This window comes from Caenispirillum bisanense, from assembly GCF_900230255.1.
In the GTDB taxonomy this organism is placed as follows: domain Bacteria; phylum Pseudomonadota; class Alphaproteobacteria; order Rhodospirillales; family Rhodospirillaceae; genus Caenispirillum; species Caenispirillum bisanense_A.
Map to the genome: position 1 here is coordinate 903,114 of NZ_OCNJ01000001.1, position 26,199 is coordinate 929,312.

Annotated in this window: 22 protein-coding genes; 13 read left to right on the forward strand and 9 right to left on the reverse strand. The window is 69.6% G+C overall.

Translation table 11 applies throughout. From position 1 onward, the window contains the following. Positions 1-14: 14 nt before the first annotated feature. The 4 genes from CRP50_RS04280 to CRP50_RS04295 all read right to left on the reverse strand — a co-directional run bounded on the left by CRP50_RS04280 (position 15) and on the right by CRP50_RS04295 (position 2,525). Complete coding sequence (locus CRP50_RS04280) at positions 15-509, reverse strand: hypothetical protein (protein ID WP_097277715.1); 495 nt, start codon at positions 507-509, stop codon at positions 15-17. After that, on the reverse strand, positions 506-1,342 hold the full coding sequence (locus CRP50_RS04285; protein WP_097277716.1) for a hypothetical protein: 837 nt from the start codon (positions 1,340-1,342) through the stop codon (positions 506-508). The genes CRP50_RS04280 and CRP50_RS04285 overlap by 4 nt, the downstream gene beginning before the upstream one ends. A gap of 23 nt (positions 1,343-1,365) precedes the next feature. Next, positions 1,366-1,752 carry a hypothetical protein gene (locus CRP50_RS04290; protein ID WP_097277717.1) on the reverse strand — a complete coding sequence of 129 codons (387 nt, stop codon included), beginning with the start codon at positions 1,750-1,752 and terminating at the stop codon, positions 1,366-1,368. Between the two features lie 212 nt (positions 1,753-1,964). Next, positions 1,965-2,525: a class I SAM-dependent methyltransferase gene (locus tag CRP50_RS04295; RefSeq protein ID WP_097277718.1), complete on the reverse strand. Its 561-nt coding sequence runs from the start codon at positions 2,523-2,525 to the stop codon at positions 1,965-1,967. A 98-nt stretch (positions 2,526-2,623) separates the two neighbouring features. Between CRP50_RS04295 and CRP50_RS04300 the strand changes: the two genes are divergently transcribed. Next, on the forward strand, positions 2,624-3,112 hold the full coding sequence (locus CRP50_RS04300; protein WP_097277719.1) for a DUF1178 family protein: 489 nt from the start codon (positions 2,624-2,626) through the stop codon (positions 3,110-3,112). Between the two features lie 22 nt (positions 3,113-3,134). Further along, entirely contained in the window at positions 3,135-4,589 is a 1,455-nt protein-coding gene (locus CRP50_RS04305) for a TrkH family potassium uptake protein (RefSeq protein ID WP_097277720.1), read from the forward strand. 30 nt (positions 4,590-4,619) lie between these two features. Here the strand turns inward: CRP50_RS04305 and ubiG are convergent, their stop codons facing one another. Continuing rightward, a complete protein-coding gene (gene ubiG, locus CRP50_RS04310; RefSeq protein ID WP_097277721.1) occupies positions 4,620-5,378 on the reverse strand; it encodes a bifunctional 2-polyprenyl-6-hydroxyphenol methylase/3-demethylubiquinol 3-O-methyltransferase UbiG in 759 nt (252 codons plus the stop codon). A 228-nt stretch (positions 5,379-5,606) separates the two neighbouring features. Between ubiG and CRP50_RS04315 the strand changes: the two genes are divergently transcribed. The 5 genes from CRP50_RS04315 to ispG all read left to right on the forward strand — a co-directional run bounded on the left by CRP50_RS04315 (position 5,607) and on the right by ispG (position 13,050). Beyond that, positions 5,607-6,830, forward strand: coding sequence for an aspartate kinase (locus tag CRP50_RS04315; protein WP_097277722.1), 1,224 nt, complete (start codon positions 5,607-5,609; stop codon positions 6,828-6,830). A gap of 42 nt (positions 6,831-6,872) precedes the next feature. Further along, positions 6,873-7,898, forward strand: coding sequence for an NAD(P)H-dependent flavin oxidoreductase (locus CRP50_RS04320; RefSeq protein WP_097277723.1), 1,026 nt, complete (start codon positions 6,873-6,875; stop codon positions 7,896-7,898). Positions 7,899-7,954: 56 nt separating this feature from the next. Continuing rightward, complete coding sequence (gene ptsP, locus CRP50_RS04325) at positions 7,955-10,282, forward strand: phosphoenolpyruvate--protein phosphotransferase (protein ID WP_245913351.1); 2,328 nt, start codon at positions 7,955-7,957, stop codon at positions 10,280-10,282. Positions 10,283-10,434: 152 nt separating this feature from the next. Beyond that, a complete protein-coding gene (locus CRP50_RS04330) occupies positions 10,435-11,793 on the forward strand; it encodes a helix-turn-helix domain-containing protein (RefSeq protein WP_245913363.1) in 1,359 nt (452 codons plus the stop codon). Between the two features lie 120 nt (positions 11,794-11,913). After that, entirely contained in the window at positions 11,914-13,050 is a 1,137-nt protein-coding gene (gene ispG / locus CRP50_RS04335; RefSeq protein WP_097277725.1) for a flavodoxin-dependent (E)-4-hydroxy-3-methylbut-2-enyl-diphosphate synthase, read from the forward strand. Between the two features lie 26 nt (positions 13,051-13,076). Here the strand turns inward: ispG and CRP50_RS04340 are convergent, their stop codons facing one another. Together CRP50_RS04340 and CRP50_RS04345 are read right to left on the reverse strand one after the other, a co-directional pair. Continuing rightward, positions 13,077-13,475 (reverse strand): type II toxin-antitoxin system VapC family toxin, encoded by a 399-nt coding sequence (locus CRP50_RS04340; RefSeq protein ID WP_097277726.1) that lies wholly within the window; start codon positions 13,473-13,475, stop codon positions 13,077-13,079. Then, the gene (locus CRP50_RS04345; protein ID WP_097277727.1) at positions 13,476-13,739 is read right to left on the reverse strand and encodes a hypothetical protein; all 264 of its coding nucleotides are present in this window, start codon (positions 13,737-13,739) and stop codon (positions 13,476-13,478) included. A gap of 148 nt (positions 13,740-13,887) precedes the next feature. On the opposite strand from CRP50_RS04345, the gene hisS reads away from it, so the two are divergent. From hisS to CRP50_RS26450, 5 genes are all read left to right on the forward strand, one after another. Further along, the gene (gene hisS, locus CRP50_RS04350; protein WP_097277728.1) at positions 13,888-15,132 is read left to right on the forward strand and encodes a histidine--tRNA ligase; all 1,245 of its coding nucleotides are present in this window, start codon (positions 13,888-13,890) and stop codon (positions 15,130-15,132) included. Positions 15,133-15,155: 23 nt separating this feature from the next. Next, positions 15,156-16,442, forward strand: a complete 1,287-nt coding sequence (gene hemA / locus CRP50_RS04355) for a glutamyl-tRNA reductase (RefSeq protein WP_097277729.1) — start codon at positions 15,156-15,158, stop codon at positions 16,440-16,442. After that, positions 16,439-17,509 (forward strand): peptide chain release factor 1, encoded by a 1,071-nt coding sequence (prfA, locus tag CRP50_RS04360; protein WP_097277730.1) that lies wholly within the window; start codon positions 16,439-16,441, stop codon positions 17,507-17,509. Before hemA ends, prfA begins: the two co-directional genes overlap by 4 nt. After that, on the forward strand, positions 17,506-18,366 hold the full coding sequence (gene prmC / locus CRP50_RS04365; RefSeq protein ID WP_097277731.1) for a peptide chain release factor N(5)-glutamine methyltransferase: 861 nt from the start codon (positions 17,506-17,508) through the stop codon (positions 18,364-18,366). Before prfA ends, prmC begins: the two co-directional genes overlap by 4 nt. Positions 18,367-18,666: 300 nt before the next feature. Beyond that, positions 18,667-19,635, forward strand: coding sequence for a DUF4167 domain-containing protein (locus CRP50_RS26450; RefSeq protein WP_416045197.1), 969 nt, complete (start codon positions 18,667-18,669; stop codon positions 19,633-19,635). A gap of 139 nt (positions 19,636-19,774) precedes the next feature. Here the strand turns inward: CRP50_RS26450 and CRP50_RS04375 are convergent, their stop codons facing one another. After that, a complete protein-coding gene (locus CRP50_RS04375) occupies positions 19,775-20,548 on the reverse strand; it encodes an MOSC domain-containing protein (RefSeq protein WP_097277733.1) in 774 nt (257 codons plus the stop codon). A 220-nt stretch (positions 20,549-20,768) separates the two neighbouring features. Here CRP50_RS04375 and clpB point away from each other — a divergent pair, with 220 nt between their 5' ends. After that, positions 20,769-23,360, forward strand: coding sequence for an ATP-dependent chaperone ClpB (clpB, locus tag CRP50_RS04380; RefSeq protein ID WP_097277734.1), 2,592 nt, complete (start codon positions 20,769-20,771; stop codon positions 23,358-23,360). A gap of 607 nt (positions 23,361-23,967) precedes the next feature. On the opposite strand, the gene CRP50_RS04385 is transcribed toward clpB, so the two are convergent. Continuing rightward, positions 23,968-25,386 carry a M23 family metallopeptidase gene (locus tag CRP50_RS04385; protein WP_245913352.1) on the reverse strand — a complete coding sequence of 473 codons (1,419 nt, stop codon included), beginning with the start codon at positions 25,384-25,386 and terminating at the stop codon, positions 23,968-23,970. Positions 25,387-26,199: the final 813 nt, after the last annotated feature.

Here is a 26,199-nt window from a genome sequence, read left to right on the forward strand (position 1 = left end):
CAAGGGGGAATTCGTCAGGCGCCGAAGAGGAGTTTCGCGATTCGGGGTGCGGCCGAGCGCAAGAGGCGTGGGGCGAGGGCGGCGAGGCCGGCGGTCAAGACGCCTCCGAGCAGGTGGATTTCGACGGCACTTATGGCCGACGAAAAGGCGACCGTATCGAGGGCCGCCACAGAGGGCGATGCGAGGGATCCGACCATGACCGCGGCGACGCGCATGTGCCGCGGCACGTCGGCCATGTCCGCGGCGAAGTCCCGCAGGACGGCGGCCTGAGCCTCCACCCGCGCCTGGTGACGCGCCGCCAGATCGGGGCGGCGGGCGAGGGTGGGGGTGGTGAAGAGGGTGATGTCGCCGTCGATGTGCAGGACCGTACGCGCCACCGGGACCGGCCGCCCGCCGGGCTCTGTCGGCTCGTCGAAGGTGTGGACCGTGACGCCGCCGTCGCGCAGCAGCATCCGCCACAGCAGGCGGCCGCGCACGACGCGGCGGCCGGCCACTTCGCCCGGCGTCATGGCGCGAGCAGCTTCTTCGGATTCTTGCCGCCGGTGACGAAGCCGGCCAGGATGGTGACGATGGTCTCCCAGCAGCCGATGGACTGCCGCGTCGCCGCCAGATGCAGATCGCGCAGCGGCTGGTATTCCGCCGTCTCGCAGCCGCGCTGGGCGGCGGTGACGATGTCGCCGTCCAGCCCGACGACGGTCTGGAACAGTACCTTTTCCACGCCGATGTCCCACATCTTGCGCAGAACGGCCTGGTCGCCGCCTTCCAGCCCGGCCGCCGCGACCGCCGACTGAAGCGACTGGCGCAGTTCCGCGCGAGTCTTGCCGATGACGGTCGCCCATCCCTGGTTGCCGCTCAGGGCGGCCAGCATGGCCGAGAGTTCCGAACACGACTGCATGATGCGCATGACGACGGTCTGGTCGGGCGGCGGGATGAGCAGCCCGCCGTCGCCGAGCATCTGCCGCGCCTTCAGCCGCACGACTTCGAAGGCCTTCGGCGCCAGCACGCGATGGATCGAGGTGACCAGCGGGAAGTCGTCCACGGTCGCCGCATGGTCGGCCGAGGCGAGGACCCTGCACTGTGCCCCGTCCGGTTCCCGGACCTCAACGGCGGACCCGCTGTCCGGCGCAGGCAGTCGGTTGCGCGCGGCGGCTGCCGCCGATTTGTCCAACTGCTGCAGCCAGTAGGCGTAGTCGCCCAGCAGGTCGAGCATGGCATGGGCGGGGGACGGCATCTTGCGGGCTTCGATGCCGTCCTTGAGGATCGTGTTGACCTCCAGATGAAACAGATCGTCGGCCAGATCGGCCAGCTTGCCGCCGAACCTGGCGAAGGTGCCCTCTGCCATGGCGATGCCCCCTTTCCCGCGGGTCAGGCCTTCTTCAGAACCTCGCCGAGGTTCTTGCCGACGACCTGAGCCAGTTCCATCAGCACCTTAACGTTGGCGGCGATGATCTCCTGGCTCGCCTTGGCCTGCGTCTGGTGGAACGCCACGACGCCCGGATCGGAGCCAGTGCCGACGGGGGCGAATTCCCTGGAGACGGCGTTCACGATGTCGCCGCTCACCATGTTGATGCTGGTGTAGGCCCCGGGTGCCGCCTGCTGCGCAGAAGGCTGCCCGGCGGTGGCGAAGGACACGGACAGCTTCTTGTCCTTGTCGACGGTCATGAAGCCGCCGTCGACGACCAAGGTCGCGATCTCGAGGGTCATCAGCGAGACGACCGACTCGTACAGCTTGTCGAAGGCCGTTTCCGGCATGGCACGATCCCCTTTTCCCTCGTCCGGGTGGCCCCTGGGCGACGACGGATGCTCCGCCCGCGCGCCAGATCCACCCCATTGTGGTGCGCCTTCTTAAGCGGGAGGTAAAGTGAAGATGTGACCTCAGGTCGTGTTATGCCGCGAAATCAATATCCGAAGACGATCATGGCTTGCGGTGACGGTATGTATGGTTGCGCATCGGCCTTTCGACGCTACACCAGCCCCACCGGCTCCGCCGCCCGCACGCAGGCGACTCGCTGCACGACGCCGGTGCCGCAGGTTTCGACCTTGCCTTGCTCGAAGGCCACGATCTGCAGGGCGGGGAAGGCGGTCAGCAGTTCGCCGGTGCCGAGCAGGTGGTCGGGGTTGCGGGGGCGGCCGAAGGCCTCGTTGCCGCGCATGAAGGTTTCGTAGAGCAGCACCCCGCCCGGTGCCACAGCCTGCTCCAGGGCCGCGAACAGGGGCCGGTGCAGGTAGTTGGTCACCACCACCACGTCGAAGGCGCGGCCGGCGAAGGGCCAGGGGGAGCCGTCTTCCAGGTCGTGGCGCAGGATCTCCGCCCGGTCGGCCAGGTCGTCCACCATGCCCGTGTCGCGGTCGACGCCCGTGCCGGCGAATCCGGCGTCGAGGAACCACCGCAGGTGGCGCCCCCAACCGCAGGCGACGTCGAGCACCGTGCCGCCGGCGGGGGCAAGGGCGGCCCAGCGGCGAACCCAGGCGGAGGGCGGCGTGGCGGCGGCCGGCTTGGGGCGGGCGGTGCAGGCGGGATCCATGGCGGGCGCGGCCTCTGCTGTGTCATACTCCGCCACGAGCTTGTCACGCCACGGCCCTTGGGGTAAAGCTGGCGCACCTTCGATCGGGTCGGGTTGCCATGATTCGTTACGAGCTGCTGTGTTCGCACGAGCACCGCTTCGAGGCCTGGTTCCGCGACAGCGCCGCCTATGACAAGGCGGCCGCCGCCGGCGGGGTCGAATGCCCGGCGTGCGGCGACACCTCCGTCCGCAAGGCGCTGATGGCGCCCGCCATCGGCCGCAAGGGCGGTCGCCCCGCCGTCGCCGACCTGCCGGCCCCGGCCGCCGCTCCGGCGGCGCCGACCATGGGCGCCCGCGTTCCCGGCGATGGTGGCGAGGCGGTGGAAGTCGCGCGTAAGCTGGCCGAAGCCCTCGGCGAGCTGCAAAAGGCGGTGCAGCAGAATTGCGACTACGTCGGCGATCAGTTCGCCGAGGAAGCCCGCCGCATCCACTACGGCGAGACGGAAACCCGCGGCATCTACGGTGAGACGTCGCGGGAAGAGGCCGAGGCCCTGCGCGAGGAAGGCGTGACCTTCGCGACCATCCCCTGGCGCCGGCCCGTCTCCTGACCGCCATTTCCACGGGATCGCCTTGACCAGACTCTCCCTGCAGCCGGTTCTCTACGTGATCGGCCTCCTCCTCGCCGTGCTCGGCGTCGCCATGCTCCTGCCCGGCATCGCCGATCTGGCGGCGGGCGACGTGGACTGGCGCGGGTTCTTCGTCGGCGGCGGCTTCACGGGGCTGGTGGGCGGCCTGCTCATCCTCGCCAACCGCACCGCCAACCTGACCATGTCGCTGCGCCAGGCCTTCCTGCTGACGGTGTTCGGTTGGGTCTTCACGGCGGCCTTTTCGGCTATTCCCTTCGTCTTCTCGCGCCTGAACATCAGCTACACCGACGCCTTCTTCGAGGCGATCTCGGGCCTCACCACCACCGGCTCGACCATCCTCGTCGGGCTCGACGTGGCGCCGCCCGGCGTGCTGCTGTGGCGCAGCCTGCTGCAATGGCTCGGCGGCATCGGGATCGTGGTCATGGCCATCGTGCTGCTGCCGTTCCTGCGCGTCGGCGGCATGCAGCTCTTCCGCATGGAAAGCTCCGACCGCTCCGAGAAGGTCATGGCGAAGGTCAACCAGCTCGGCCTCGCGACGCTCGCGGTCTATACGCTGCTGACGGTGGTCTGCGCGGTGCTCTACGACATCGCCGGCATGACCCTGTTCGAGGCCATGAACCACGCCATGACGACCCTGTCGACCGGCGGCTACTCCACCTCCGACGCCTCCATGGGGCATTTCCCGAGCCCTTGGATCCATTGGATCGGCACGATCTTCATGGCCGCCGGCTCACTGCCCTTCGTGCTGTACCTGAAGGTGATGCGCGGCGGCGTCGACCCGCTGCTCAACGACAGCCAGGTGAAGGCCTTCGTCGGCTTCCTCGGCTTCGTGACGCTGTTCCTCGCCACCTGGCTCGCCCTGGACGAGGGCATCGGCTACTTCCAGGCGCTGACGCTGGTGGCCTTCAACGTCACCTCGGTGGTCACCACCACGGGCTTCGCGACCACCGACTATACATTGTGGGGCGCCTTCGCCGTGGCGGCCTTCTTCGCGCTGACCTTCGTCGGCGGCTGCAACGGCTCGACGGCCGGCGGCATCAAGATATTCCGCTTCCAGGTGGCATGGATCCTGTTCACCGCCCACCTGCGCCGGCTGATCTCGCCCAATGCCGTGGCGCCGCGCCTCTACAACGGCCAGTCCATCGGCGAGGAAGTGGCGGGGTCGGTGCTGCTGTTCTTCTTCGTCTACGTCGGCACCGTCGGCTCCATCGCCCTGCTGCTCGGCCTGTGGGGGCTCGACTGGGTGACGGCCATCTCGGGCGCCGCCACGGCGGTGTCCAACGTCGGCCCCGGCCTCGGCCCCATCATCGGCCCGGCGGGCAACTTCGCGACCCTGCCGGACGGCGCCAAATGGCTGCTCTCGGCCGGCATGCTGCTCGGCCGGCTGGAGTTCTTCACGGTGCTCGTCCTGCTGGCACCGCGCTTCTGGCGGGATTGACCCACCACCACCGCGGTGGCCGCTTCAGCCTCACCCCGGCTTCGTGGCGCTCAGCATGTAGTTGACGTCGAGGTCGGCGGTGACCGACCAGGTGTCCATGATGGGGTTGTAGGTCATGCCGCGCAGCTGCTCGACCACGAGGCCCCCGGCGCGCAGGCCGTCGGCCAGTTCGGAGGGCTTCACGAACTTGCGCCAGTCGTGGGTGCCCGCGGGCACCCAGCGCAGGACGTATTCGGCGCCGATCTTGGCGAGCGCCAGGCTTTTCAGCGTACGGTTCAGGGTGGCCGCGATCAGTGCGCCGCCGGGTTTCACCAGCTCGCCGCAGGTGCGCAGGAACAGCGGCACGTCGGCCACGTGTTCCACCACTTCCATGGACAGCACCACGTCGAAGGCCGCGCCCTCGGCCAGCAGGTCTTCGGCCAGCCGGCACTGGTAATCGATGTCGAGGCCCGAGCGGGCGGCATGGACCTGCGCGACGCCGATGTTCTTCTCCACCGCGTCGAGGCCGGTGACGGTGAAGCCGAGGCGCGCCATGGGCTCCGACAGCAGGCCGCCGCCGCAGCCGATGTCGAGCAGCGTCAGCCCCTCGAACGGCCGCTCGGCCGTCACGTCGCGGCCGAACCGGGCCGCCAGCGTGTCGCGGATGAAGCGGATGCGGGCCGGGTTGAACTTGTGCAGCGGCTTGAACTTGCCGACGGGGTCCCACCAGGCGTCGGCCATGGCCTCGAACTTCGCCATCTCCTCGGCCGAGGCGGTGGAGCGGGCTGCGGTGGTGGCGGCGGCGGTCATGGCGGCTCCTGCGCGGCGGCGGACGAAGGGCGGGGGCGGGGCGGTCGGGCTTACCCGAACGGGTCGGGGCTTCCCTTGCCTCCCCGGCACGGACAGAGTATGTATACGCGCCCGTGCGGCGGGGCAACCGGCGAGCGCGACGGAAGGCGGCTCTTCCATCGCTCTCCGGGCTACAACAACCGCCGCTTCGCTTGGGACGCTCACAGGACGGAAGGGACGATCTCGCCCATGGCCCGCATCGTAATGAAATTCGGCGGTACCTCGGTCGGTGACATCGAGCGCATCAAGAACGTGGCGCAGCTGGTCAAGAAAGAGGTCGACGCCGGCAACGAGGTGGCGGTGGTCGTCTCCGCCATGTCGGGCGAAACCAACAAGCTGGTCGACTACTGCCGCCAGATCGCGCCGTTGCACGATGCCCGCGAATACGACGCCGTCGTCGCCACCGGCGAACAGGTGACCATCGGCCTGCTGGCGCTCGCGCTGCAGGAAATCGGCTGCAACGCCCGCTCGTGGTGCGGCTGGCAGATCCCGATCCGCACCGACGGCGCGCATTCGAAGGCGCGCATCATGGAGATCGACACCGAGTTGATGCTCGAGCGCATGGCGCAAGGCCAGGTGCCGGTGATCGCGGGCTTCCAGGGCATCGGCCCGGACAACCGCATCACCACCCTCGGCCGCGGCGGCTCGGACACCTCGGCGGTGGCCATGGCGGCGGCGCTGCATGCCGACCGCTGCGACATCTACACCGATGTCGACGGCGTCTACACCACCGACCCGCGCATCGTGCCGAAGGCGAAGAAGCTTCAGAAGATCACCTACGAGGAAATGCTGGAAAGCGCCTCGCTGGGCGCCAAGGTGCTTCAGACCCGCTCGGTCGAGATGGCGATGAAGCATCGGGTGCGCCTGCAGGTGCGCTCCACCTTCGCCCCCGACACCCCTGGTACTCTGGTCTGCGACGAGGACGAGATCGTGGAAAAAGAACTGGTCAGCGGCATCGCCTATTCCCGCGACGAAGCGAAGATCACCCTGGTGAAGGTGTCCGACCGCCCCGGCGTCGCCGCCTCCATCTTCGGCCCGCTCACGGACGGCAACATCAACGTCGACATGATCGTGCAGAACGTGTCCGACGACGGCAAGGCGACCGACCTCACCTTCACGGTGGCCAAGGGCGACCTGCAGCGCGGTGTGAAGCTGCTGGAGGAGAACAAGGAGTCGCTCGGTTTCCAGGACCTGATCGCCGACGCCAACGTCGTGAAGATCTCGGTCATCGGCGTCGGCATGCGCAGCCACGCGGGCGTCGCGCAGACCATGTTCAAGGCGCTGGCCGACAAGGGCATCAACATCCAGGTGATCTCCACCTCCGAGATCAAGGTCTCGGTGCTGATCGCCGAAGAGTACACCGAGCTCGCCCTGCGCGCGCTGCACACCGCCTACGGGCTGGACGCGGCTTAAGCCGCGTCCTCCTTTCCGCGGCAGATCGACGGGAGATTCCGGGTGACCAGCAGTGAAGCCGCGCGTCAGCGCCTCGACCGCCTGTGGCGGCGGGGTCGCGAGTTCCTGGGTTGCGAGGTCGCAATCCTGGGCGGCGCCATGTCGTGGGTGTCGGAACGCCATCTGGTGGCCGCCATCTCCAACGCCGGCGGCTTCGGCGTCATCGCCTGCGGCTCCATGTCGCCCGACCTGCTGGATGCCGAGATCCGCGGCACCCGGGCGCTGACGGACCGTCCGTTCGGCGTCAACCTCATCACCATGCACCCCGACCTCGACCGGCTGATCGACGTCTGCGCCGACAACCGGGTGGGGCACGTGGTGCTGGCGGGCGGGCTGCCGTCGGCGGCGGCCATCAAGCGGGTGAAGGAAACGGGCGCCAAGGTCATCTGCTTCGCGCCCGCCCTCGTGCTGGCCAAGAAGCTGGTGCGCTCGGGCGTCGATGCGCTGGTGATCGAGGGCGCGGAGGCCGGCGGCCACATCGGCCCCGTCTCCACCAGCGTGCTGGTGCAGGAGATCCTGCCGCAGACGCGCGACGTGCCGGTGTTCGTCGCCGGCGGCATCGGGCGCGGCGAGGCGCTGGTGAGCTACCTCGAACTGGGCGCGGCCGGCGTGCAGATCGGCACGCGCTTCGTCTGCGCCACCGAATGCGTCGCGCATGCGAACTTCAAGCAGGCCTTCATCCGCGCCAGCGCCCGCGACGCCGTGCCGACCGTGCAACTGGACCCGGCCTTCCCGGTGATCCCGGTGCGCGCCCTGGTCAACAAGGGCACGCAGAAGTTCATGGACACGCAGCGCGAGGTCATCGACCGCTTCCGCCGCGGCGAGATCGACCACAAGACGGCGCAGCTCGAGATCGAGCACTTCTGGGCCGGGGCGCTGCGCCGGGCAGTGATCGAGGGCGACGTGGAATACGGCTCGCTCATGGCCGGGCAATCGGTCGGCATGGTGACCCGCGAGCAGCCGACGGCGGAAATCATCGCCGAGTTGATCGAGCAGGCCATCGAATCCTTGCAGGCGAAGGTCGCCTGACGCAGCCTTATCCGCGAGAAGACGACGCAACAGGGGAAGGGGCAGGGGGCGGCAGCATGCGCACCCAGGACAGCTCCGGCCGGACGCCGGCCGCCATGACCTACGACACCAGCGCACCGCGCCGACTGCTCGGGCGGCTGCGCGACGTCATGGCCGGCGGCGGACAGCCGCAGGAACGCCTCGACAAGGTCGTGACCCTCATCGCCGAGAGCTACGACGCCGAGGTCTGTTCCTGCTACGTCATGCGCGCCGGCGAGGTGCTGGAACTGTTCGCCACCCACGGCCTGCTGCAGTCCGCCGTCCACAACACGCGCCTCCGGGTGGGCGAGGGCCTGGTTGGCGAGATCGCGGCGCACGCCCGCCCCATCGCCCTGGCCGACGCCTGGTCGCACCCCGCCTTCGCCTATCGCCCGGAAACGGGCGAGGAGCTTTACCATTCCCTCATGGGCGTGCCCATCGTGCGCGGCGGCCGGGTGGTCGGCGTGCTGGTGGTGCAGAACCGCGAGGAACGCACCTACCACGAGGAAGCGGTCGAGACGCTCGAAACGGTCGCCATGGTGCTGGCCGAACTGCTGACCGTGGCCCAGCTGGTGAACCGGCAGGAGCTGCTGCCGGTGGACGGCAACGCCCTGCTGCCGCTGCGCCTGGAAGGCATGGGGCTGAATGGCGGCGTCGGCATTGGCGTGGCGGTGCTGCACCAGCCGCAGGTGCGCGTCGGCCGGCTGGTGTCGGAAGACCCGGAAGCGGAGCACGAGCGCGTGCGGGCGGCCCTGTCGACGCTGCGGGCCGAAGTCGACGGCATGCTCGACGACGACACGGTGAAGACCCACGCCGGCGACGGCTTCGGCGACTTCCGCGACGTGCTCGAAACCTACCGCATGTTCGCCGAGGACACCGGCTGGATCACCAAGATCAACGAGGCGATCTCCTCCGGCCTGACGGCGGAAGCCGCCGTGCAGAAGGTGCACGACGACACCCGCGTGCGCATGGCGCACGTGTCCGACCCTTATATCCGCGAACGCCTGCACGACCTGGAAGACCTCGCCAACCGCCTGCTGTACCACCTGGTCGGCGGCGAGCAGGTGAGCAGTCGCGGGGCGCTGCCCGACGACGCCGTGCTGGTGTGCCGCAACCTCGGCCCCACCGAACTCCTCGACTACGACCGCGCCAAGCTGCGCGGGCTGGTCATGGAGGAAGGCTCGCGCACCATGCATGCCGTCATCATCGCCCGCGCCCTCGGCGTGCCGGTGGTGGCGCGGGTGGGCGGCCTGCTGACCAAGGTGGAGCCCTACGACCCCATCATCCTCGACGGCGACCACGGGCAGGTGTTCATCCGCCCGGGCGACGACGTGCGCGAGGCCTTCGAAAAGAGCCTGAAGCACCGCCGCCGCAAGCTCGCCGCCTATTCGGCGCTCAAGTCCGAGCCGTCGGTGACGCGCGACGGCATCCCGGTCGATCTGATGCTGAACGCCGGCCTGCTCATGGACCTGCCGCACCTGGACGAGACGGGCGCGGCCGGCATCGGCCTCTACCGCACAGAAGTGCCGTTCATGGCGCGCGCCAGCCTGCCGCAGGTGGAGGACCAGCAGCAGCTCTACCGTCGCATCCTGGATGCGGCCGGCGAGCGCCCGGTGGTGTTCCGCACCCTCGACGTCGGGTCCGACAAGGTGCTGCCCTACTGGCACGGCCAGCCGGAGGACAACCCGGCGCTGGGCTGGCGGTCCATCCGCATCTCGCTCGACCGCCCGGCCATCCTGCGCGCCCAGCTGCGGGCGTTGATCCAGGCGGCGCCGGGGCGCGAGTTGCGCATCATGTTCCCCATGATCTCCGAGGTGTCGGAGTTCGTCGCCGCCCGCCGCCTGCTCGACATGGAGCTGGAGCGCGAGGAACGCCTGCGCGGCCCCGGCGCCCTGCCGTCGGTGCTGAAGGTGGGGACCATGCTGGAGGTGCCGGCGCTGATCTGGCAGCTGCCGCAGTTGTTGTCGCGCATCGACTTCATCTCGCTCGGCTCCAACGACCTGGTGCAGTTCCTCTACGCCTGCGACCGCGGCAACCCGAAGATCGCCGACCGCTACGACGTGCTGTCGCCCGCCGTGCTGCGGGTGGTGGATCAGATCGCCCGCCAGTGCCGCACGGCCGGCGTGCCGCTGTCCATCTGCGGCGAAATGGCGGGCCGGCCGCTGGAGGCGCTGGCGCTCATCGCGCTGGGTGTGCGGACCCTGTCGATGACCGCCGGCGGCATCGGCCCGGTGAAGATGATGCTGCGCAGCCTGGACGTGGGCGGCGCGGAGGAATACGTTCGCGGGCTCATGGACCTGCCGGACCGCAGCGTCCGGGAAAAGCTGCGCTTCTTTGCGCAGGACCACGGCGTGGTGCTTTCCTGACGGCCCGACCGGGTATGTATTGCTAGTGGTCGGGCGCTTTTGGTAGGTTGAAGGCCGTAATCCGGACGGCGCGATTTCTTGCGAGCGGCGGCCTTCCCGCTGTCGCGGCGGGTCCGGTGACGAACACTCGTCTTGGGGAAGTTTGCGCCTTGGTGCACTCCGATAACATGCCGTCCGTCGACCCGGCGCCGCGCGAGACCGTCGGCGCCCTCCTGCGCAACAGCCGCATGCAGCACGGGCTCGACGCCGCCCAGGTGGCCGATGCGCTGCGCATCCGCCTGTCCTTCGTGCAGGCCATCGAGGAAGGGCGCCATCAGGACCTGCCGGGGCCGACCTATGCCGTCGGCTTCGTGCGTGCCTATGCCGACTACATGGGCCTGGACGGCAACGAAATCGTCCGCCGCTACAAGGAAGAGACCTCCATCGTGCCGCGCAAGGCGGACCTGGAGTTCCCGACGCCCGTCAGCGAAGGCGGCCTGCCGACCGGCGCCATGATCCTGGTGGCCGCCCTGTTCGGCGCGGCCGTCTACGGCGGCTGGTACTGGATGTCGAGCGAGGACCGGTCCGTCGCCCAGCTCATCCAGGACGTGCCCGAGCGGTTCAACGCCCTGCTGTCGGGCGAGCCCGATGCCGCACCGCCGGTGGTGGACGCCTCGGCGCCCGCCGATGATGCCGCATCGGAGCCGACGCCGGCCGCCGCCGTCGAGCCGGAACCCGCGACGGCGCCGACCGCCCCGGCGGCGCAGCCTGCCGCGCCCGCTGCGTCGCCCGCGCCCGCACCGACGCCGGCGCCTGCCGCCGAAGCCCCCGCCGCGCCGGCCGCCCGCACGACGGCGGTGACGCCGCCGCCGGCCGCTCCTGCGGCACGGACGCCGGCTCCGGCTGCTCCCGCCGCCTCGGCGCCCGCCGCCCCGCGCGCTCCGGCCGAGGAAACCGTCCAGGCCCAGGCCGAGGCGCCCGCGCCCGCCGAGGAGAGCGACGCCGTGCCGCCGGCCGAGGAAGAGGAAACGGCCGCCGCCGAACCGGCTCCCGCTCCTGCGCCGCCGGCGCCCGCCGCGTCTTCTCCGCCGGTGCCGGCTCCGGCGCCCACCGCCGCTGCCGAACCGGCGCGTCCGGCGACGCCGGCCCCCGCCGCTCCGGCGACTCCGCCGGCCGCTCCGGCCGAACGTCAGGTCGCTGCCGCCGTGCCCGCCGCGCCCGCCCTGCCGGTGCAGCCGGTGCCCGGCAACGGCACCGTCTACGGCGCCCCGGCGGGCTCCACCCGCGTCGTGCTGGCGGCGAGGGAAGACAGCTGGATCCAGGTGCGCGACGGCGAGGAACTGATCGCCACCCGCCTGCTGCGCAAGGGCGAGCGGTTCCAGGTGCCCGACCGCGACGGCCTGACCCTCATGGTCGGCAACGCCGGCGGCCTGCAGATCCAGGTGGACGGCAAAGCGCTGCCGGCGCTCGGCGGTCCCGGCGAGGTGCGCCGCGGCATCCGTCTGGAGCCCGACCGCCTGATGAGCCCGTGAGGCCGCCCGCCGCCGGGTGACGTTTCTACGACGCCCCTTGCCACATCCGCCGCCGGAGATCATTTTCGGCGGCGGAAGCGTTTCGTGCCGAACCGCCGACGATCGATCGAAGGAACTGCCATGACCAGCGCCGTGCGTCCGTACCGCCAGATCCTCCGCCGTCCGAGCCGCCAGATCATGGTGGGCAAGGTGCCGGTGGGCGGCGATGCGCCCATCACGGTGCAGTCCATGACCAACACCCGCACCACCGACGTGGCGGGCACCGTGGCGCAGATCCATCGCCTGGAGGAGGCCGGCGCCGACATCGTGCGCGTCTCCTGCCCCGACGAGGAGAGCACGGCCGCCTTCCACCACATCGTCAAGCAGGTGTCGGTGCCGCTGGTGGCCGACATCCACTTCCACTACAAGCGCGCTCTGGAAGCCGCCGACGCCGGTGCCGCGTGCCTGCGCATCAACCCCGGCAACATCGGCAGCGCCGACCGCGTGCGCGAGGTGGTGCGGGCGGCCAAGGCCAACGGCTGCTCCATCCGCATCGGCGTCAACGCCGGCTCGCTGGAACGCGACCTGCTGGAGCAGTACGGCGAGCCCTGCCCGGAAGCCATGGTGGAAAGCGCCCAGCGCCACATGCGGGTGCTGCAGGACAACGACTTCCACGAGTTCAAGATTTCCGTGAAGGCCTCGGACGTGTTCCTGGCCGTCGCCGCCTATCACGCGCTGGCGGAGGCCTGCGACTACCCGCTGCACCTCGGCATCACCGAGGCGGGCGGCCTGCGCGGCGGCACGGTGAAGAGCGCCATCGGCATCGGCAACCTGCTGTGGGCCGGCATCGGCGACACCATCCGCGTCAGCCTGTCGGCCGACCCGGTGGAGGAAATCAAGGCCGGCTTCGAGATCCTGAAGAGCCTCGGCCTGCGCCATCGCGGCGTGCGCGTCGTGTCGTGCCCGTCGTGCGCCCGCCAGGGCTTCGACGTCATCAAGACGGTGGAGGTGCTGGAAGAGCGCCTCGCCCACATCACCACGCCCATGACGCTGTCCATCATCGGCTGCGTCGTCAACGGCCCCGGCGAAGCGCGCGAGACCGACATCGGCCTCACCGGCGGCGGCGGCGGCTCGCACATGGTCTACGTGTCGGGCATCAAGGACCACACCATCGACGACGACCGCATGGTCGAGCACCTGGTGGGTCTGGTGGAAAAGAAGGCCGCCGAACTGGACGCCGCCGCCAAGGCCGCCGCGGAAGCCTCCGCCGCAGAGTAGGGCAGGGCGGCGGCGGGCGGATCGGGTCAGGCTTCCAGCAGCTCGACCCGACACACCGCCGGATCGGCGCGCCGGGCGAAGCCGCGGTCGAAGGTGTAGAGGCAGGCGGCGCCTGCTCGACCGGCTTCTACCGCGACCATGGCATCGGCGAAGTCGCCCCCGGCGTCCATGAACGCGAGCGCGACACCGACGGCGTCGTCATCGCAGCGGGTGGAGTCCATGCCGACGAGTGTCCGGACCACCGCAGCCACGTCCCGCTTCGGGATTTTGTAGGCGCGCCGCAGCGTCCACACGAGTTCGCAGAAGACGATGTTGGAAATGAAGAAGGGTTCGTCGCCTTCGAGAAGTGGCTTGACCACATCGAACTGCGCCTCGTCGTCCTTCAAGACGTACCGGAGCAGCACATTGGTATCGGCGCTGAGCATTCAGCGTCGCGCCGTCTTCTCGGCGACGGCAGCAGCGATTGCGTCGTCGATTTCCGCCTGAGTCAAAGGACGACGCCCCGGCTTGTAGAGCATACCGGCGGCGGTAGGCGCTTTCGTCTTCGGTGCGGCGGCGTCCGCCGTCGGCTTGTCGTCCACACGGAGGTCGAGACGCACCACTTCGCCCGGCTTCAGACCCAACCGGGCGACAACGGCTTCCGACAAGGTAATCTGCCCCTGCGGGGTCACGACCACGTCGATGTGCATTCGATCCTCGTGTCTGATTACCTCGACAATATAATCCCGTCCCCGCCCCCGGCCAAGCGCGCCGCCGCCTCGCCGGTTGCGCCGGGCGCGCAGATGCCGTAGCTATCGGCCGTGTGTCCGTTTCACTTCAGCCGAGAGGACCAGTCCCGTGGCATCCCTGCAGCCCGTTCGCGGTACCCATGACCTTCTGCCGGACCAGTGCCGGCGTCATCGTGCGGTCGAGCAACGGTGCCGCCATGTGGCGGAGCTGTTCGGCTACCAGGAAATCGCCACGCCCATCTTCGAATTCACCGAAGTCTTCGCCCGCACCCTCGGCGATACCTCCGACGTGGTGACGAAGGAGATGTACACTTTCGAGGACCGCGGCGGCGAAGGCATCACGCTCCGCCCCGAAGGCACCGCCGGCGTCGCGCGCGCCTTCATTTCCAACGGCCTGCAGCAGGCGCTGCCGCTCAAGGTGTTCTACCACGGCCCCATGTTCCGCTATGAACGGCCGCAGAAGGGCCGCCAGCGTCAGTTCCACCAGGTGGGCGTGGAGCTGCTCGGCGTCGAAGGGCCGGCGGCCGACGTGGAGGTCATCAGCCTCGGCGCGCGCTTCCTCGACGCCCTCGGCCTCGCCGGGCGGGTGACGCTGGAGATCAACACGCTCGGCGACCAGGAGAGCCGCGACGCCTACCGCGCCGCTCTGGTCGAGTACCTGCGCGGCCACCTCGACCGCCTGTCCGACGACAGCAAGGCGCGGCTGGAAAAGAACCCGCTGCGCGTGCTCGACAGCAAGGACGAGGGCGACAAGGTCATCGTCGCCGACGCGCCGGTGTTCACCGACTACCTGAACGAGACCTCGCGCGCCTTCTTCGAGACGGTGACCAAGGGGCTGACGGCGCTCGGCATTCCCTTCGTCCACAACCCGCGGCTGGTGCGCGGGCTCGACTACTACAGCCACACGGCCTTCGAGTTCACCACCACCGAACTCGGCGCCCAGGGCACGGTGCTGGCCGGCGGCCGCTACGACGGGCTCATCAAGACCATGGGGGGCCCGCCGACCGCCGGCATCGGCTGGGCGGCCGGCGTGGAACGCCTGGCGCTGCTGGTCGAGGGCGTCGAGCCGGCGCCGCGCCCCGTCGCCCTGGTGCCGCTCGGCGAGGCGGCGGAGGCCCGTGCCCTGACCCTGGCCGACGAGCTGCGCAGGGCCGACGTGGTGGTCGACCTCGGCTACTCGGGCAACATGAAGAAGCGCATGCAGCGCGCCAACAAGATCGGCGCCCGCGCCGCCGTCATCCTCGGCGACGACGAGCTGGCGGCCGGTGTCGCCCAGGTGCGCGACCTCGACAGCGGCGAACAGACCGCCGTGCCGCTCGCCGAGCTGACCGCCGCCCTCGGCCGCGGCCGCTAGCCGGGCGGGGGCGGGAGACGCCCATGCCCGATCTGACGGTCAGCCGGCTGGTGGTGGTCGGCGCCAATCATCGGTCCAGCTCCATGGCGCTGCGCGACGCGCTGTGCGTCGACGACGCCATGGTGCCGATCGTGCTGGCGCGGCTGCGCGACGCCTGCGGACTGACCCAGGCCATGGTGTTGGCGACCTGCGACCGGGTGGAGGTGATGGCCTTCGCCGACGACCCCGGCGCCGCCGGCGCGACGCTGACCCAATTCCTCGGCGAGATGGCGGGTGTGGAGACCGACGAGGTGGCGGCGCAGACCTACGTGCTGACCGGTGACGCGGCGGTGCGCCACAGCTTCGCCGTCGCCGCCAGCCTCGACAGCCAGATGATCGGCGAGCCGCACGTGCTCGGCCAGGTGAAGACGGCGTGGCGCCTCGCGCGCGACGCCGGCATGGCGGGGGCGGAGATGGAGGCGGTGGTCCAGGCCGCTTTCGCCTGCGCCAAGCGCGTGCGCAGCGAGACGCACATCGCCGAAGGGCCGGTATCCGTCGCCTCGTCGGCGGTGCAGACGGCCAAGGACCTGCACGGCGACCTCGACCGCTGCTCCGGCCTGCTCATCGGCACCGGCGACATGGCCGAGCTGATGGCGGAGGCCTTCCAGGCCGGCGGGCTCAAGCAACTGGTGGTGACCGGGCCGCGCACGGCCCTGGCGGTGAGCTTGGCGCGCCGGCTGGACAGCCACGCGGTGCCCTTCGAGACGCTGCCCGAGGCGCTGCATTCGGCCGACGTGGTGGTGGCGGCGGTCGGCGGGCGGACTTACGCCCTGACGCTGGAGCAGGTACGCGACGCCCTGCGCAAGCGCCGCCAGCGCCCCATGTTCCTGGTCGATGCCGGCATCCCGGGCGACATCGAGCCGGCGGTGAACCGCGAGGAGAACGCCTTCCTCTACGACCTGGCGGACCTCGAGAACATCGCGCTCGCCGGCCGCGCCACCCGCGAGGCGGAGGCGCAGGCGGCCTGGGCGGTGGTGGACCAGGAGCTGGCGGGCTTCCTCAAGGCGCGGGCGGCGCGCGAGGCGGTGCCCGCCATCACCGCCCTGCGCGACCACCTGGAGGTGCTGCGCGCCGAGGCCCTGGCGGCGGCGCACGGCGATGCCGACAAGGCGACCCGCCTGCTGGTCAACCGCCTGCTGCACGACCCCATGCGGGCCCTGCGCGATCTGGCGGAACATGGAGACGAAGCGGCGACGCAGCGGACGGAAGCCCTGCTGCGCCGCCTGTTCGCCCTCGAACGGGGGCCCGACGACAAGGAGACGAAACGGTGAACCTGGACGAGAAGCTCGGCCGCGTCGTGGCCCGCTACGACGAGCTGCAGGCCCTGCTGGCCAGCCAGGCCGGCGGCGACGGCTTCGCCAAGATGTCGAAGGAAATCAGCGACCTGACGCCCATCGTCGAGGCCATCGCCGAGCTGCGCAAGGCGCGCGCCGATCTCGCCGACGCCGAAGCCATGGCGGCCGACGCCGCCGGCGACCCGGAGCTGCGCGACCTGGCGGAGGAGGAGGCGCGCGCCCTGAAGGAGCAGGTGCCCGAGCTGGAACACCAGGTGAAGCTCCTGCTGCTGCCCAAGGACGAGGCCGACGAGCGCAACGCCATCCTGGAAGTCCGCGCCGGCACCGGCGGCGAGGAGGCGGCCCTGTTCGCCGGCGAGCTGTTCCGCATGTACGAGCGCTACGCCGCCGCCAAGGGCTGGCGGTTCGAGGTGATGGACGTCAACGAGACCGACCTCGGTGGCGTCAAGGAGGCGGTCGCCATGATCTCCGGCCGCGACGTCTTCGCCCGCCTGAAGTACGAGTCGGGCGTCCACCGCGTGCAGCGCGTGCCGGAAACCGAAGGCGGCGGCCGCATCCACACCTCGGCCGCGACCGTCGCCGTGCTGCCCGAGGCGCAGGAGGTGGATGTGCACGTCGAAGAGAAGGACCTGCGCGTCGACACCTACCGCTCGCAGGGCGCCGGCGGCCAGCACGTCAACACCACCGAGTCGGCGGTGCGCATCACCCACGTGCCGACGGGCGTGGTGGCTGCCTGCCAGGAAGAGAAGAGCCAGCACAAGAACCGCGCCAAGGCCATGAAGATGCTGCTCGCCAAGCTGTATGAGCACCAGCGCGAGCAGGTCGACAGCGAGCGCGCCGCCAACCGCCGCAGCCAGGTGGGATCGGGCGACCGGTCGGAGCGCATCCGCACCTACAACTTCCCGCAGGGGCGGGTGACGGACCACCGCATCAACTTGACGCTCTACGCCATCGACAAGATGATGCAGGGCGAGGCGCTCGACGAGGTGGTGGACGCGCTCACGGCCGAGGACCAGGCCGCCAAGCTGGCCGAACTGCAATGAGCGGCGATGCCGGCACCGTCGGGTCCGTGCTGCTGGCGGCGACGCGCCGCCTGACCGCCGCCGGCGTGGAAGGCGCCCGCCGCGACGCCCGCCTGCTGCTGGCCGAGGTGCTGGCGCGTCCGGCCTCCGACCTGCTCGGCCTGTCGGATCTGGCGCTGACCGAGGCGCAAGGGGCGGCGTTCGAGGCCATGGTGGCCCGACGGGTGGCGCGCGAGCCGGTCAGCCGCATCCTCGGCCGCCGCGGCTTCTGGAGCCTGGAGTTCCTGGTCGGCCCCGACACCCTGGACCCGCGCCCCGACACCGAGACGGTGGTGGAAGCCGCCCTCGACGCCTTGCCCGACCGCGACCGGCCGTGGCGCCTGCTCGACGTCGGCACCGGCACCGGCTGCATCCTGCTGTCGCTGCTGCACGAGCGGTCGGCGGCCTCCGGCCTCGGCATCGACATCGCGCCGGGCGCGCTGGAGGTGGCGCGCGCCAATGCGCAGCGGCTCGGGCTGGCGGAGCGGGCGGAGTTCCGCCTGGGCGACTGGCTGGCCGGCATCGACGAAGAATTCGATGCAATCGTCTCCAACCCTCCCTATATCCCGCGGGCCGAGGTCGAGACCTTGGCTCCCGAAGTTCTCCACTACGATCCGCTCGCCGCGCTCAGCGGCGGTGACGACGGCCTTGCCCCCTATCGGGTTATTGCCACGGGGGCGGTGCGGCTGCTAAGGTCCGGCGGATCGCTGATCGTGGAAGTAGGGGCGGGTCAGGCCGACGATGTCGCCGACCTGTTCAGGCGCGCGGGGCTGCACGTGGAGGGGATCCGCCGGGATTTGGCGGGTATTGCACGGTGCGTGACGGCGACCAACGGATAGAAAAGTTTCGCGGGTGTTAAAAAAGGGGTTGGAAACCCAAGGCACTCCGCATACGTTGGTTCCCAAGCACGACAACTTGTCGAGGCGGGGCCTGGTGCTCCGAAGTCTCCGGAAGACCCTGTCGGGTACTGGCGGAGACTCGGCGGCGACGGCTCCTTGGCATCCAGGCGGTGCCCGAACGACGACTGTGCCTCTCGATTCCCCGACACCCCGCCCGTGCCGATGTGGTCATCGGCCCCGGTACGATCATGCCGTCGTTTTTGGGGAACGGTTTTTTCAACCGCAGAATTGTCTGGAGTCATGAAGCAAGGCTCGAACAAACAGCGCCCTCGCCGCGGTGGTGCGCCGAAGGGCAACCGGGGTCCGGTCCGTAACCAGACCTTCGACAGCAACGGCCCCGGCATCCGCGTGCGCGGCAACGCCCAGCAGGTCATGGAGAAGTACCTGGCGCTGGCGCGAGACGCGGCCTCCTCTGGCGACCGCATCCTGGCCGAAAACTACTACCAGCACGCCGAGCACTACTTCCGCATCGCCAACGTCAACGGCGCGCTGACCCAGCGCGTGCAGCAGGGCGGCATGCACGCCCAGCAGACGCCGGCCCACGACCACAGCGTCCTCGACGACCTGTTCGAGTACGAGGAAGAGGCGGCGCTGCAGCAGGTCAACGGTGGCCACAACGGCCACGGCGACCACGGCCAGCAGCAGATGCGCGGCAACGGCCAGGGCCACGACGACTCCGACGAGGACGGCGACGACCAGCCGCAGCACCACTACGGCCAGTCCGAGGGTGACCGCGAGCGCGGCGACGACCAGCAGGGCGAACGCCAGGGCCGCAGCCGCCGCCAGCGCGGCCGTCGCGGTGGCCGTGACCGCGGCGAGCGGCACGAGGCCGGCGGCGAGGCGCCCCAGCAGCAGGCCCAGCCGCAGCAGCACGCCCAGCCGGAACCGCAGCAGCCGCAGGCTCAACCCCAGCCTCAGCCGCAGCCCGAGCCGCGCGTCGAAGCCGTCGAGAAGGCCCCCAAGGCCGAGAAGGCGGACAAGCCGGCCAAGGCAGAGCAGCCCGCCGAGGCCGCCGCCGAGAAGGCCCCCGAGGCGCCCAAGCGCAGCCGCGCCAAGGCCGCCCAGCCGGCCGCCGAGGAAGCGCAGCCGGCCGAGGGTGACGACGCCGCCCCGCGCCGCCGCCGTCGCGCCCCGGCCCGCAAGGCCGCCGACAAGGGCGAGGGCGACGGCGACGCCCCGTCTTCCGAGCCGCGCGAAGCCGTCGCCTGATCCGGCCGGCCCGAGTACATGAAGAAACGCCCCGCGGACGCTGATCCGCGGGGCGTTTCTTCTTGGTGCCGTCGGCGTGGTGGCATCTCCTGCGGACTGGCGTCCGTCTCGGCAGCGGAGGACGAGCCGGTGCTCTGCCTCAGGCCACCATCACGGTATCCCCGGTGTTCACCTGGCCGCCTTCCACCACCTCGCACAGGATGCCGAAGGTGTCGTGGCCGAGGCCCTGCTTCATGGCCTTGTCCAGGTTGAGGTCGACGGCGCCCGTCTGCGGGTTCACCTCCGCCGCCGGATGGACCGGCATCGCCGCCACCACCCGCAGCACGACGCCGCCGCCGACCCGCACCTCGCGCCCGATCCACTCCAGCTCCGCCCAGGGGGAGGGGCCGTCGATCAGCATGTTGGCGCGGAAGCGCAGCGGGTCCACGGGCTGGCCGACCACCCGTTCGATGTCCGAGACACTGGAGCGGTTGATGAGCACGACGCCCGGCCGTTCGTGGTTGGCGAAGGTCTCGCCCGGCTTGGCGATGACGAGGCGGGGCTTGCCGCGCGTGTGACCGCGCAGGAAAGCCGTGAAGAAGTCCTCCAGGATCGCCCGCCCGATCGGCACGGTCAGGTCGCCGCGGGTCACCTGACGGCCGTCACGCTCCACGGTCAGCACGTTCAGCGGCTCGATGAAGCGCGTCACCAGGGTGGCGAGCTTGGGGCAATCGCTGAGCGTCACCAGGCTGGAGCGGGGCAGGCGGCCCGTCACCACGTCGCCCGCACCGGCCGTCGAGCCCGCCCCGTGGGCGAGGGCATAGCGATGGTCGGCCTGCAGGCCGCCGCCGACTTCGAGCACGGCGTGGTCCAGCGGCTGGGGGCTCAGGGCCTTGACGGGATAGCGGTAGAGCGCGGCGATGTGACAGGTCATCTTTTCTCCATTGAACAACTCACCGGGCTTGTCAACATGAAGCTCGCTTCGGCGCGGCGAAGTCGTCCATCGTTGGTGCCAACGCGCAGGGTTCGGATCATGATGCTGCCACTTGCGGCGGAACGCCCGTCCTCCCTATGTCCCTTCCAACCGTGAGGGGTTGCCGGTCGCCTATGGCAGGGACCGCCGGCCTCGTCAATCGAAACGGGGGTTTACGAGAATGGATTTCGAGAAGTTCACCGACCGGTCCAAGGGCTTCATCCAGGCTGCCCAGACCATCGCGCTCCGCCAGAACCACCAGCAGGTGACGCCGGAGCATCTGCTGAAGGCCCTGCTCGACGACAAGGAAGGGCTCGCCGCCAACCTCATGCGCGCCGCCAAGGCCGATCCGGCCCGCGCGCTGGCCGAGGTGACGGCCGCCGTCGACAAGCTGCCCAAGGTGCAGGGCGCCCAGATGTACGTGGCGCAGGAACTGGGCCGTGTCCTCGATCAGGCGACGCAGGCCGCCGAGAAGGCCGGCGACAGCTTCGTCACCGCCGAATACATGCTGCTGGCGCTCGCGACCTCGCAGACCACGGCCGGCAAGGTGCTGAAGGACGCCGGCCTGACGCCGCAGGGCCTCAACGCCGCCATCCGCGAGATGCGCAAGGGCCGCACCGCCCAGTCAGCGGGTGCCGAGGAGCAGTACGACGCCCTCAAGAAGTATGCCCGCGACCTGACGGCGGCGGCGCGCGACGGCAAGCTCGACCCGGTGATCGGCCGCGACGAGGAAATCCGCCGCACCATCCAGGTGCTCAGCCGCCGCACCAAGAACAACCCCGTCCTCATCGGCGAGCCCGGCGTCGGCAAGACCGCCATCGTCGAGGGCCTGGCGCTGCGCATCATCAACGGCGACGTGCCGGAAAGCCTGCAGACCAAGAAGCTGCTGGCGCTCGACCTCGGCGCCATGGTGGCCGGCGCCAAGTTCCGCGGCGAATTCGAGGAACGCCTGAAGGCCGTGTTGCAGGAAGTGACCGCCGCCGAAGGCCAGATCATTCTCTTCATCGACGAGATGCACACCCTGGTCGGGGCCGGCAAGGCGGAAGGCGCCATGGACGCCTCCAACATGATCAAGCCGGCGCTCGCCCGCGGCGAATTGCACTGCGTCGGCGCCACCACGCTCGACGAATACCGCAAGCACGTGGAGAAGGACGCGGCGCTGGCGCGGCGCTTCCAGCCGGTGTTCGTGCAGGAGCCGTCGGTGGAGGACACCATCTCCATCCTGCGCGGCATCAAGGAAAAGTACGAGCTGCACCACGGCGTGCGCATCGCCGATGCGGCGCTGGTCTCGGCCGCCACGCTGTCCAACCGCTACATCACCGACCGCTTCCTGCCCGACAAGGCCATCGACCTGGTGGACGAGGCGGCCAGCCGCCTGCGCATGGAAGTGGACAGCAAGCCCGAGGAACTGGACGAGCTCGACCGCCGCATCGTCCAGCTGAAGATCGAGCGCGAGGCCCTGAAGAAGGAGCCCGACGACGCCTCCCGCGACCGCCTCGGCAAGCTGGAGAAGGAACTTACCGAGCTGGAGGCCGAGAGCGCCGACGTCACCGCCCGCTGGCAGGCGGAGAAGGCGCAGGTCGCCTCCGCCTCCAAGCTGAAGGAGGAACTGGAGCAGGCCCGCCTGGAACTCGACCGCGCCCTGCGCGAAAGCCGCTACGAAAAGGCCGGCGAGCTGCAGTACGCCACCATCCCGCAGCTGGAAGCCAAGCTGAAGGAGGCCGAGCAGCGCGAGAGCGGCGCCGGCGCCATGGTCAACGAGACGGTGACGCCCGAAAGCATCGCCGGCGTGGTCAGCCGCTGGACCGGTATTCCCGTCGACAAGATGCTCACCGGTGAACGCGAGAAGCTGCTGCACATGGAAGACCGGCTGCAGTCGCGCGTGGTCGGTCAGCGCGAGGCGGTGGTCGCCGTCTCCAACGCCATCCGTCGCGCCCGCGCCGGCATCAGCGACCCCAACCGGCCCATGGGCAGTTTCCTGTTCCTCGGTCCGACGGGCGTCGGCAAGACCGAGCTGACCAAGGCGCTGGCGGCCTTCCTGTTCGACGACGAGACCGCCATGGTCCGCATCGACATGTCGGAGTTCATGGAGAAGCACGCCGTCGCCCGCCTCATCGGCGCGCCGCCGGGCTACGTCGGCTACGAGGAAGGCGGCTCGCTGACCGAGGCCGTGCGCCGCCGGCCCTACCAGGTGGTGCTGTTCGACGAGGTGGAGAAGGCGCACCCCGACGTCTTCAACGTGCTGCTGCAGGTGCTGGATGACGGCCGCCTGACCGACGGCCAGGGCCGCACCGTCGACTTCCGCAACACGCTCATCGTCATGACCTCCAACCTGGGCGCCGAGATCCTCGCCGCCCAGCCGGAGGGGCAGGACAGCGGCGCCGTGCGGGCCGACGTGATGGAGGTGGTGCGCAGCGCCTTCCGGCCGGAGTTCCTCAACCGGCTGGACGAGATCCTGCTGTTCCACCGGCTGTTCCGCGAGAACATGGCGGGCATCGTCGACATCCAGATCGCGCGCCTCGTCAACCGTCTCGCCGACCGGCAGATCACCCTGGAGATGGACACGGCCGCCCGCGACTGGCTGGCCGACAAGGGCTTCGACCCGGTCTACGGCGCCCGGCCGCTGAAGCGGGTGATCCAGCGCAGCCTGGAGAACCCGCTCGCCATGATGATGCTGGAAGGCCGCATCGCCGACGGCGGCACCATCCGCCTCGGCGCCGAGGGCGACCGGCTCGTCATCAACGGCGAGGCTGTGGCGGCGGAGGCGGCGTGAGGGGACGGTGAAGGGGTAGCCACCAAGGCACCAAGTACACCAAGAGGCTGCGGCTTGACGGCCGCAGCCTCTTGTCGTGTCTGGGGGCGGTTTTATAACCACCAAGACACCAAGACGCCAAGAGAGCGGGGCAGGATGGTGACGGTGGCGCCCGGCGGCCGGGCCGTCGAGTTGTCCTGCGGGCTTCGCCCGCAAGATTCATGCAGTGGCCGACACTGAGCAAGACGCCGCCACCCCGCCGCAGCCCCTTGGTGCCTTGGTGTCTTGGTGGTGAAACCGCCGCCGGAAACGACAAGAGGCCGCAGCCATTACGCCGCAGCCTCTTGTTGTTTTGGGCGCTGCGGGTGGCCACAAAGACACCAAGGCACCAAGAGAGCCGAGCAGCACGGTGGCGGTGGTGCCCGGCGACTGGGCCGTCGAAATCTCCTGCGGGCTTCGCCCGCAAGACTCATCCAGCGACCGACCTGAGCAAGACGCCGCCGCCCCGCCGCAGCGCCTTGGTGTCTTTGTGCCTTGGTGGTTAAACCGCAGCCCGAAACGACAAGAGGCCGCAGCCATTACGCCGCAGCCTCTTGGTGTACTTCGTGCCTTGGTGGCAAAAACGGCCTCACTGCCCCGCGCTGGCCACCTTCGAAATGCTCGGCAGCGAGGCATAGATCCGGCGCGTCTCCGCCATGGCGGTCTTGAACCGGGCCAGTTCCTTGGCCTCCAGGATACGACCGGTCGGGAAGCGCACGCCCTGCGGGTTCACATGGCTGCCGTTCTTCAGGATTTCGTAGTGCAGGTGCGGGCCGGTGGAGCGGCCGGTGGAGCCGACGTAACCGATGACGTCGCCCTGCTTCACCCGCGCACCCGGCTTCATGCCCTTGGCGATCTTCGACATGTGGGCGTAGGCCGTGTCGAATTCCTTGTTGTGGCGGATGCGCACATAGTTGCCGTAGGAGCTGAACGGCCCGGCGCGCTCGATCACGCCGTCGCCGGCGGCATAGATGGGGGTGCCCGTCGGCGCGGCGAAGTCGATGCCCTTGTGCATCTTCGAATAGCCGAGCACCGGGTGGCGCCGCATGCCGAAGCCGGACGACAGCCGGGCGCCGTTCACCGGCGTGCGCAGCAGCGCCTTGCGCACGGAGTGGCCCTTGGCGTCGTAGTAGTCGATGTCGCCGCTGCTGTCCTCGTAGCGATAGATCTCGTAGCGCTTGCCCGACAGGGTGAGGGAGGCGAAGGACACCTCGCCCTCGCGCACGGTGCGGCCGTCCTCGGTGCGCTCCCGCTCGAACATCACCTCGAAGGCGTCGCCCGGCTGGATGTCGCGCTGGAAGTCGACGTCGTAGGAGAAGGCCTTGATGATCTCGGTCAGAACCGCGACGGGCACGCCGGCGGCCTCGGCATCGGCGAACAGGCTGTTCTCGATGGTGCCGTCGCCGCGCAGCATTTCGGCCATCACCGGCGCCTTCTCCTCGGCCGGCGCGAAGGAGCCGCTCGAGGGGTCGCGGGTGGCACCGACCCGCAGGGCGGGCTGCGGCTCGAAGGAGAAGCCCTGGAAGACCTCGCCGCCGTCGGGGGTGGCGGCGGAGTCGAAGGTGACGGTGATCTCGTGGCCCGGGCGCAGCTGGCGCGGATCGAACACCTCGCGCAGCGCCTCGATGGAGCTGTGCGCCTCGGTGGCGTCGACGCCGGCCGACACCAGCACGCCCATGAGCGTGTCGCCGCGCTTGATGGTCAGCGTGTGCTCGACCACCGCGGGTTCCTGCGGCAGGGGGGCGGCTTCCGTCTGTTCCGGCGCGGGCGAGACCATGGTGAAGGCCACGTCCTGCGTCGGCTGGGCGTCGGCCTTGACCATGGTCACCAGGCGGCTCTGCCCCGCGGGGGCAGCGACGTCGGCGGTCGGCGTGAGGGAAGGGGAGGCGGGGGAGGTATCCGAGAGGGTCGTCGTCGGCCAGCCGAGGAAGATGGCCATGGCCAGGGCGGAAGTTCCCGCTGCCACCACGAAGGTAGCGGCGCGACGGGCTTGTCGCGTCCGGTGCATTCGTCGACTCTCCTCTAGCACTCTGCTCTCAAGGGTCCGGCTTTTGGCTGTTTTCTGCCGGTTCCCGCCGTTGAACGATGCCGTCGCAAGGGCCTGCTGTCAACGTGTTTCACGGCGTTTCCCGGGCATTTCGAACGTTCCCAGAGCGTTCCCCATGCGGAGTTCATGACGTCCGCATGCATCGGTCCCTCGCATGCGCGCGCATGCGGTGTTCCATCCTATGGGATCGCAGGGGACCGGTCGGGTCGATGACAGGCGGTTTTTTCTTGTTGACAGTTCCGTGGCAGGCGCCTACATATCCGCCACCGACGCGGCGGACCTGCTGCGAAGGCAATCGGGAAAAGTTCGGCGCCGGCCCAAAGGGCTCAACCAGCCCAAGGGTTTCCGTTCTGCTTCGGCAGGCGCGGCGGTGAAAACAACCGGTTGACAGGGGCGGATGGATCGCTTAGATACGCCGCCTCCCGACACCTCGGAGTTCGCTTCGATGGGTCGGAAAGAAAAGAGAAAAAAGAGGTTGACAACGACTTCTCGCTTCTCTAAATAACGGCCTCCCCGGCGGGCCGGGCGGTTCTGAAAGGGGCCGCGGAACACGGAGACGGAATTCTGGAGCTTCTGGCTCCCTGCTCTTTGACATCGTGAACGAACGGAAGGGATGCGCAGGCGGCGGTTCGGCCTAATGGGATCGAACAGAATGCCAGCGCATCTTGGGAAGCACCCGATCGAAGTCCTTCGGGACGGAGATCAGGATGTGACGCAAAGCGTTTTGCAAGAATGTTCCGATCCGTCAAGATCAACATGAGAGTTTGATCCTGG

What these genes read in the sequence shown, in the direction of transcription:
- CRP50_RS04340 (WP_097277726.1), bottom strand. Translation starts at nt 13,475, where the DNA reads ATGCTCAGCGCCGATACCAATGTGCTGCTCCGGTACGTCTTGAAGGAC.
- CRP50_RS04295 (WP_097277718.1), bottom strand. Translation starts at nt 2,525, where the DNA reads ATGGATCCCGCCTGCACCGCCCGCCCCAAGCCGGCCGCCGCCACGCCG.
- prmC (WP_097277731.1), top strand. Translation starts at nt 17,506, where the DNA reads ATGAGCGGCGATGCCGGCACCGTCGGGTCCGTGCTGCTGGCGGCGACG.
- ptsP (WP_245913351.1), top strand. Translation starts at nt 7,955, where the DNA reads ATGCGCACCCAGGACAGCTCCGGCCGGACGCCGGCCGCCATGACCTAC.
- CRP50_RS04290 (WP_097277717.1), bottom strand. Translation starts at nt 1,752, where the DNA reads ATGCCGGAAACGGCCTTCGACAAGCTGTACGAGTCGGTCGTCTCGCTG.
- CRP50_RS04315 (WP_097277722.1), top strand. Translation starts at nt 5,607, where the DNA reads ATGGCCCGCATCGTAATGAAATTCGGCGGTACCTCGGTCGGTGACATC.
- ubiG (WP_097277721.1), bottom strand. Translation starts at nt 5,378, where the DNA reads ATGACCGCCGCCGCCACCACCGCAGCCCGCTCCACCGCCTCGGCCGAG.
- hemA (WP_097277729.1), top strand. Translation starts at nt 15,156, where the DNA reads ATGCCCGATCTGACGGTCAGCCGGCTGGTGGTGGTCGGCGCCAATCAT.
- CRP50_RS04345 (WP_097277727.1), bottom strand. Translation starts at nt 13,739, where the DNA reads ATGCACATCGACGTGGTCGTGACCCCGCAGGGGCAGATTACCTTGTCG.
- ispG (WP_097277725.1), top strand. Translation starts at nt 11,914, where the DNA reads ATGACCAGCGCCGTGCGTCCGTACCGCCAGATCCTCCGCCGTCCGAGC.
- CRP50_RS04280 (WP_097277715.1), bottom strand. Translation starts at nt 509, where the DNA reads ATGACGCCGGGCGAAGTGGCCGGCCGCCGCGTCGTGCGCGGCCGCCTG.
- CRP50_RS26450 (WP_416045197.1), top strand. Translation starts at nt 18,667, where the DNA reads ATGAAGCAAGGCTCGAACAAACAGCGCCCTCGCCGCGGTGGTGCGCCG.
- CRP50_RS04385 (WP_245913352.1), bottom strand. Translation starts at nt 25,386, where the DNA reads ATGCACCGGACGCGACAAGCCCGTCGCGCCGCTACCTTCGTGGTGGCA.
- CRP50_RS04375 (WP_097277733.1), bottom strand. Translation starts at nt 20,548, where the DNA reads ATGACCTGTCACATCGCCGCGCTCTACCGCTATCCCGTCAAGGCCCTG.
- clpB (WP_097277734.1), top strand. Translation starts at nt 20,769, where the DNA reads ATGGATTTCGAGAAGTTCACCGACCGGTCCAAGGGCTTCATCCAGGCT.
- CRP50_RS04285 (WP_097277716.1), bottom strand. Translation starts at nt 1,342, where the DNA reads ATGGCAGAGGGCACCTTCGCCAGGTTCGGCGGCAAGCTGGCCGATCTG.
- CRP50_RS04300 (WP_097277719.1), top strand. Translation starts at nt 2,624, where the DNA reads ATGATTCGTTACGAGCTGCTGTGTTCGCACGAGCACCGCTTCGAGGCC.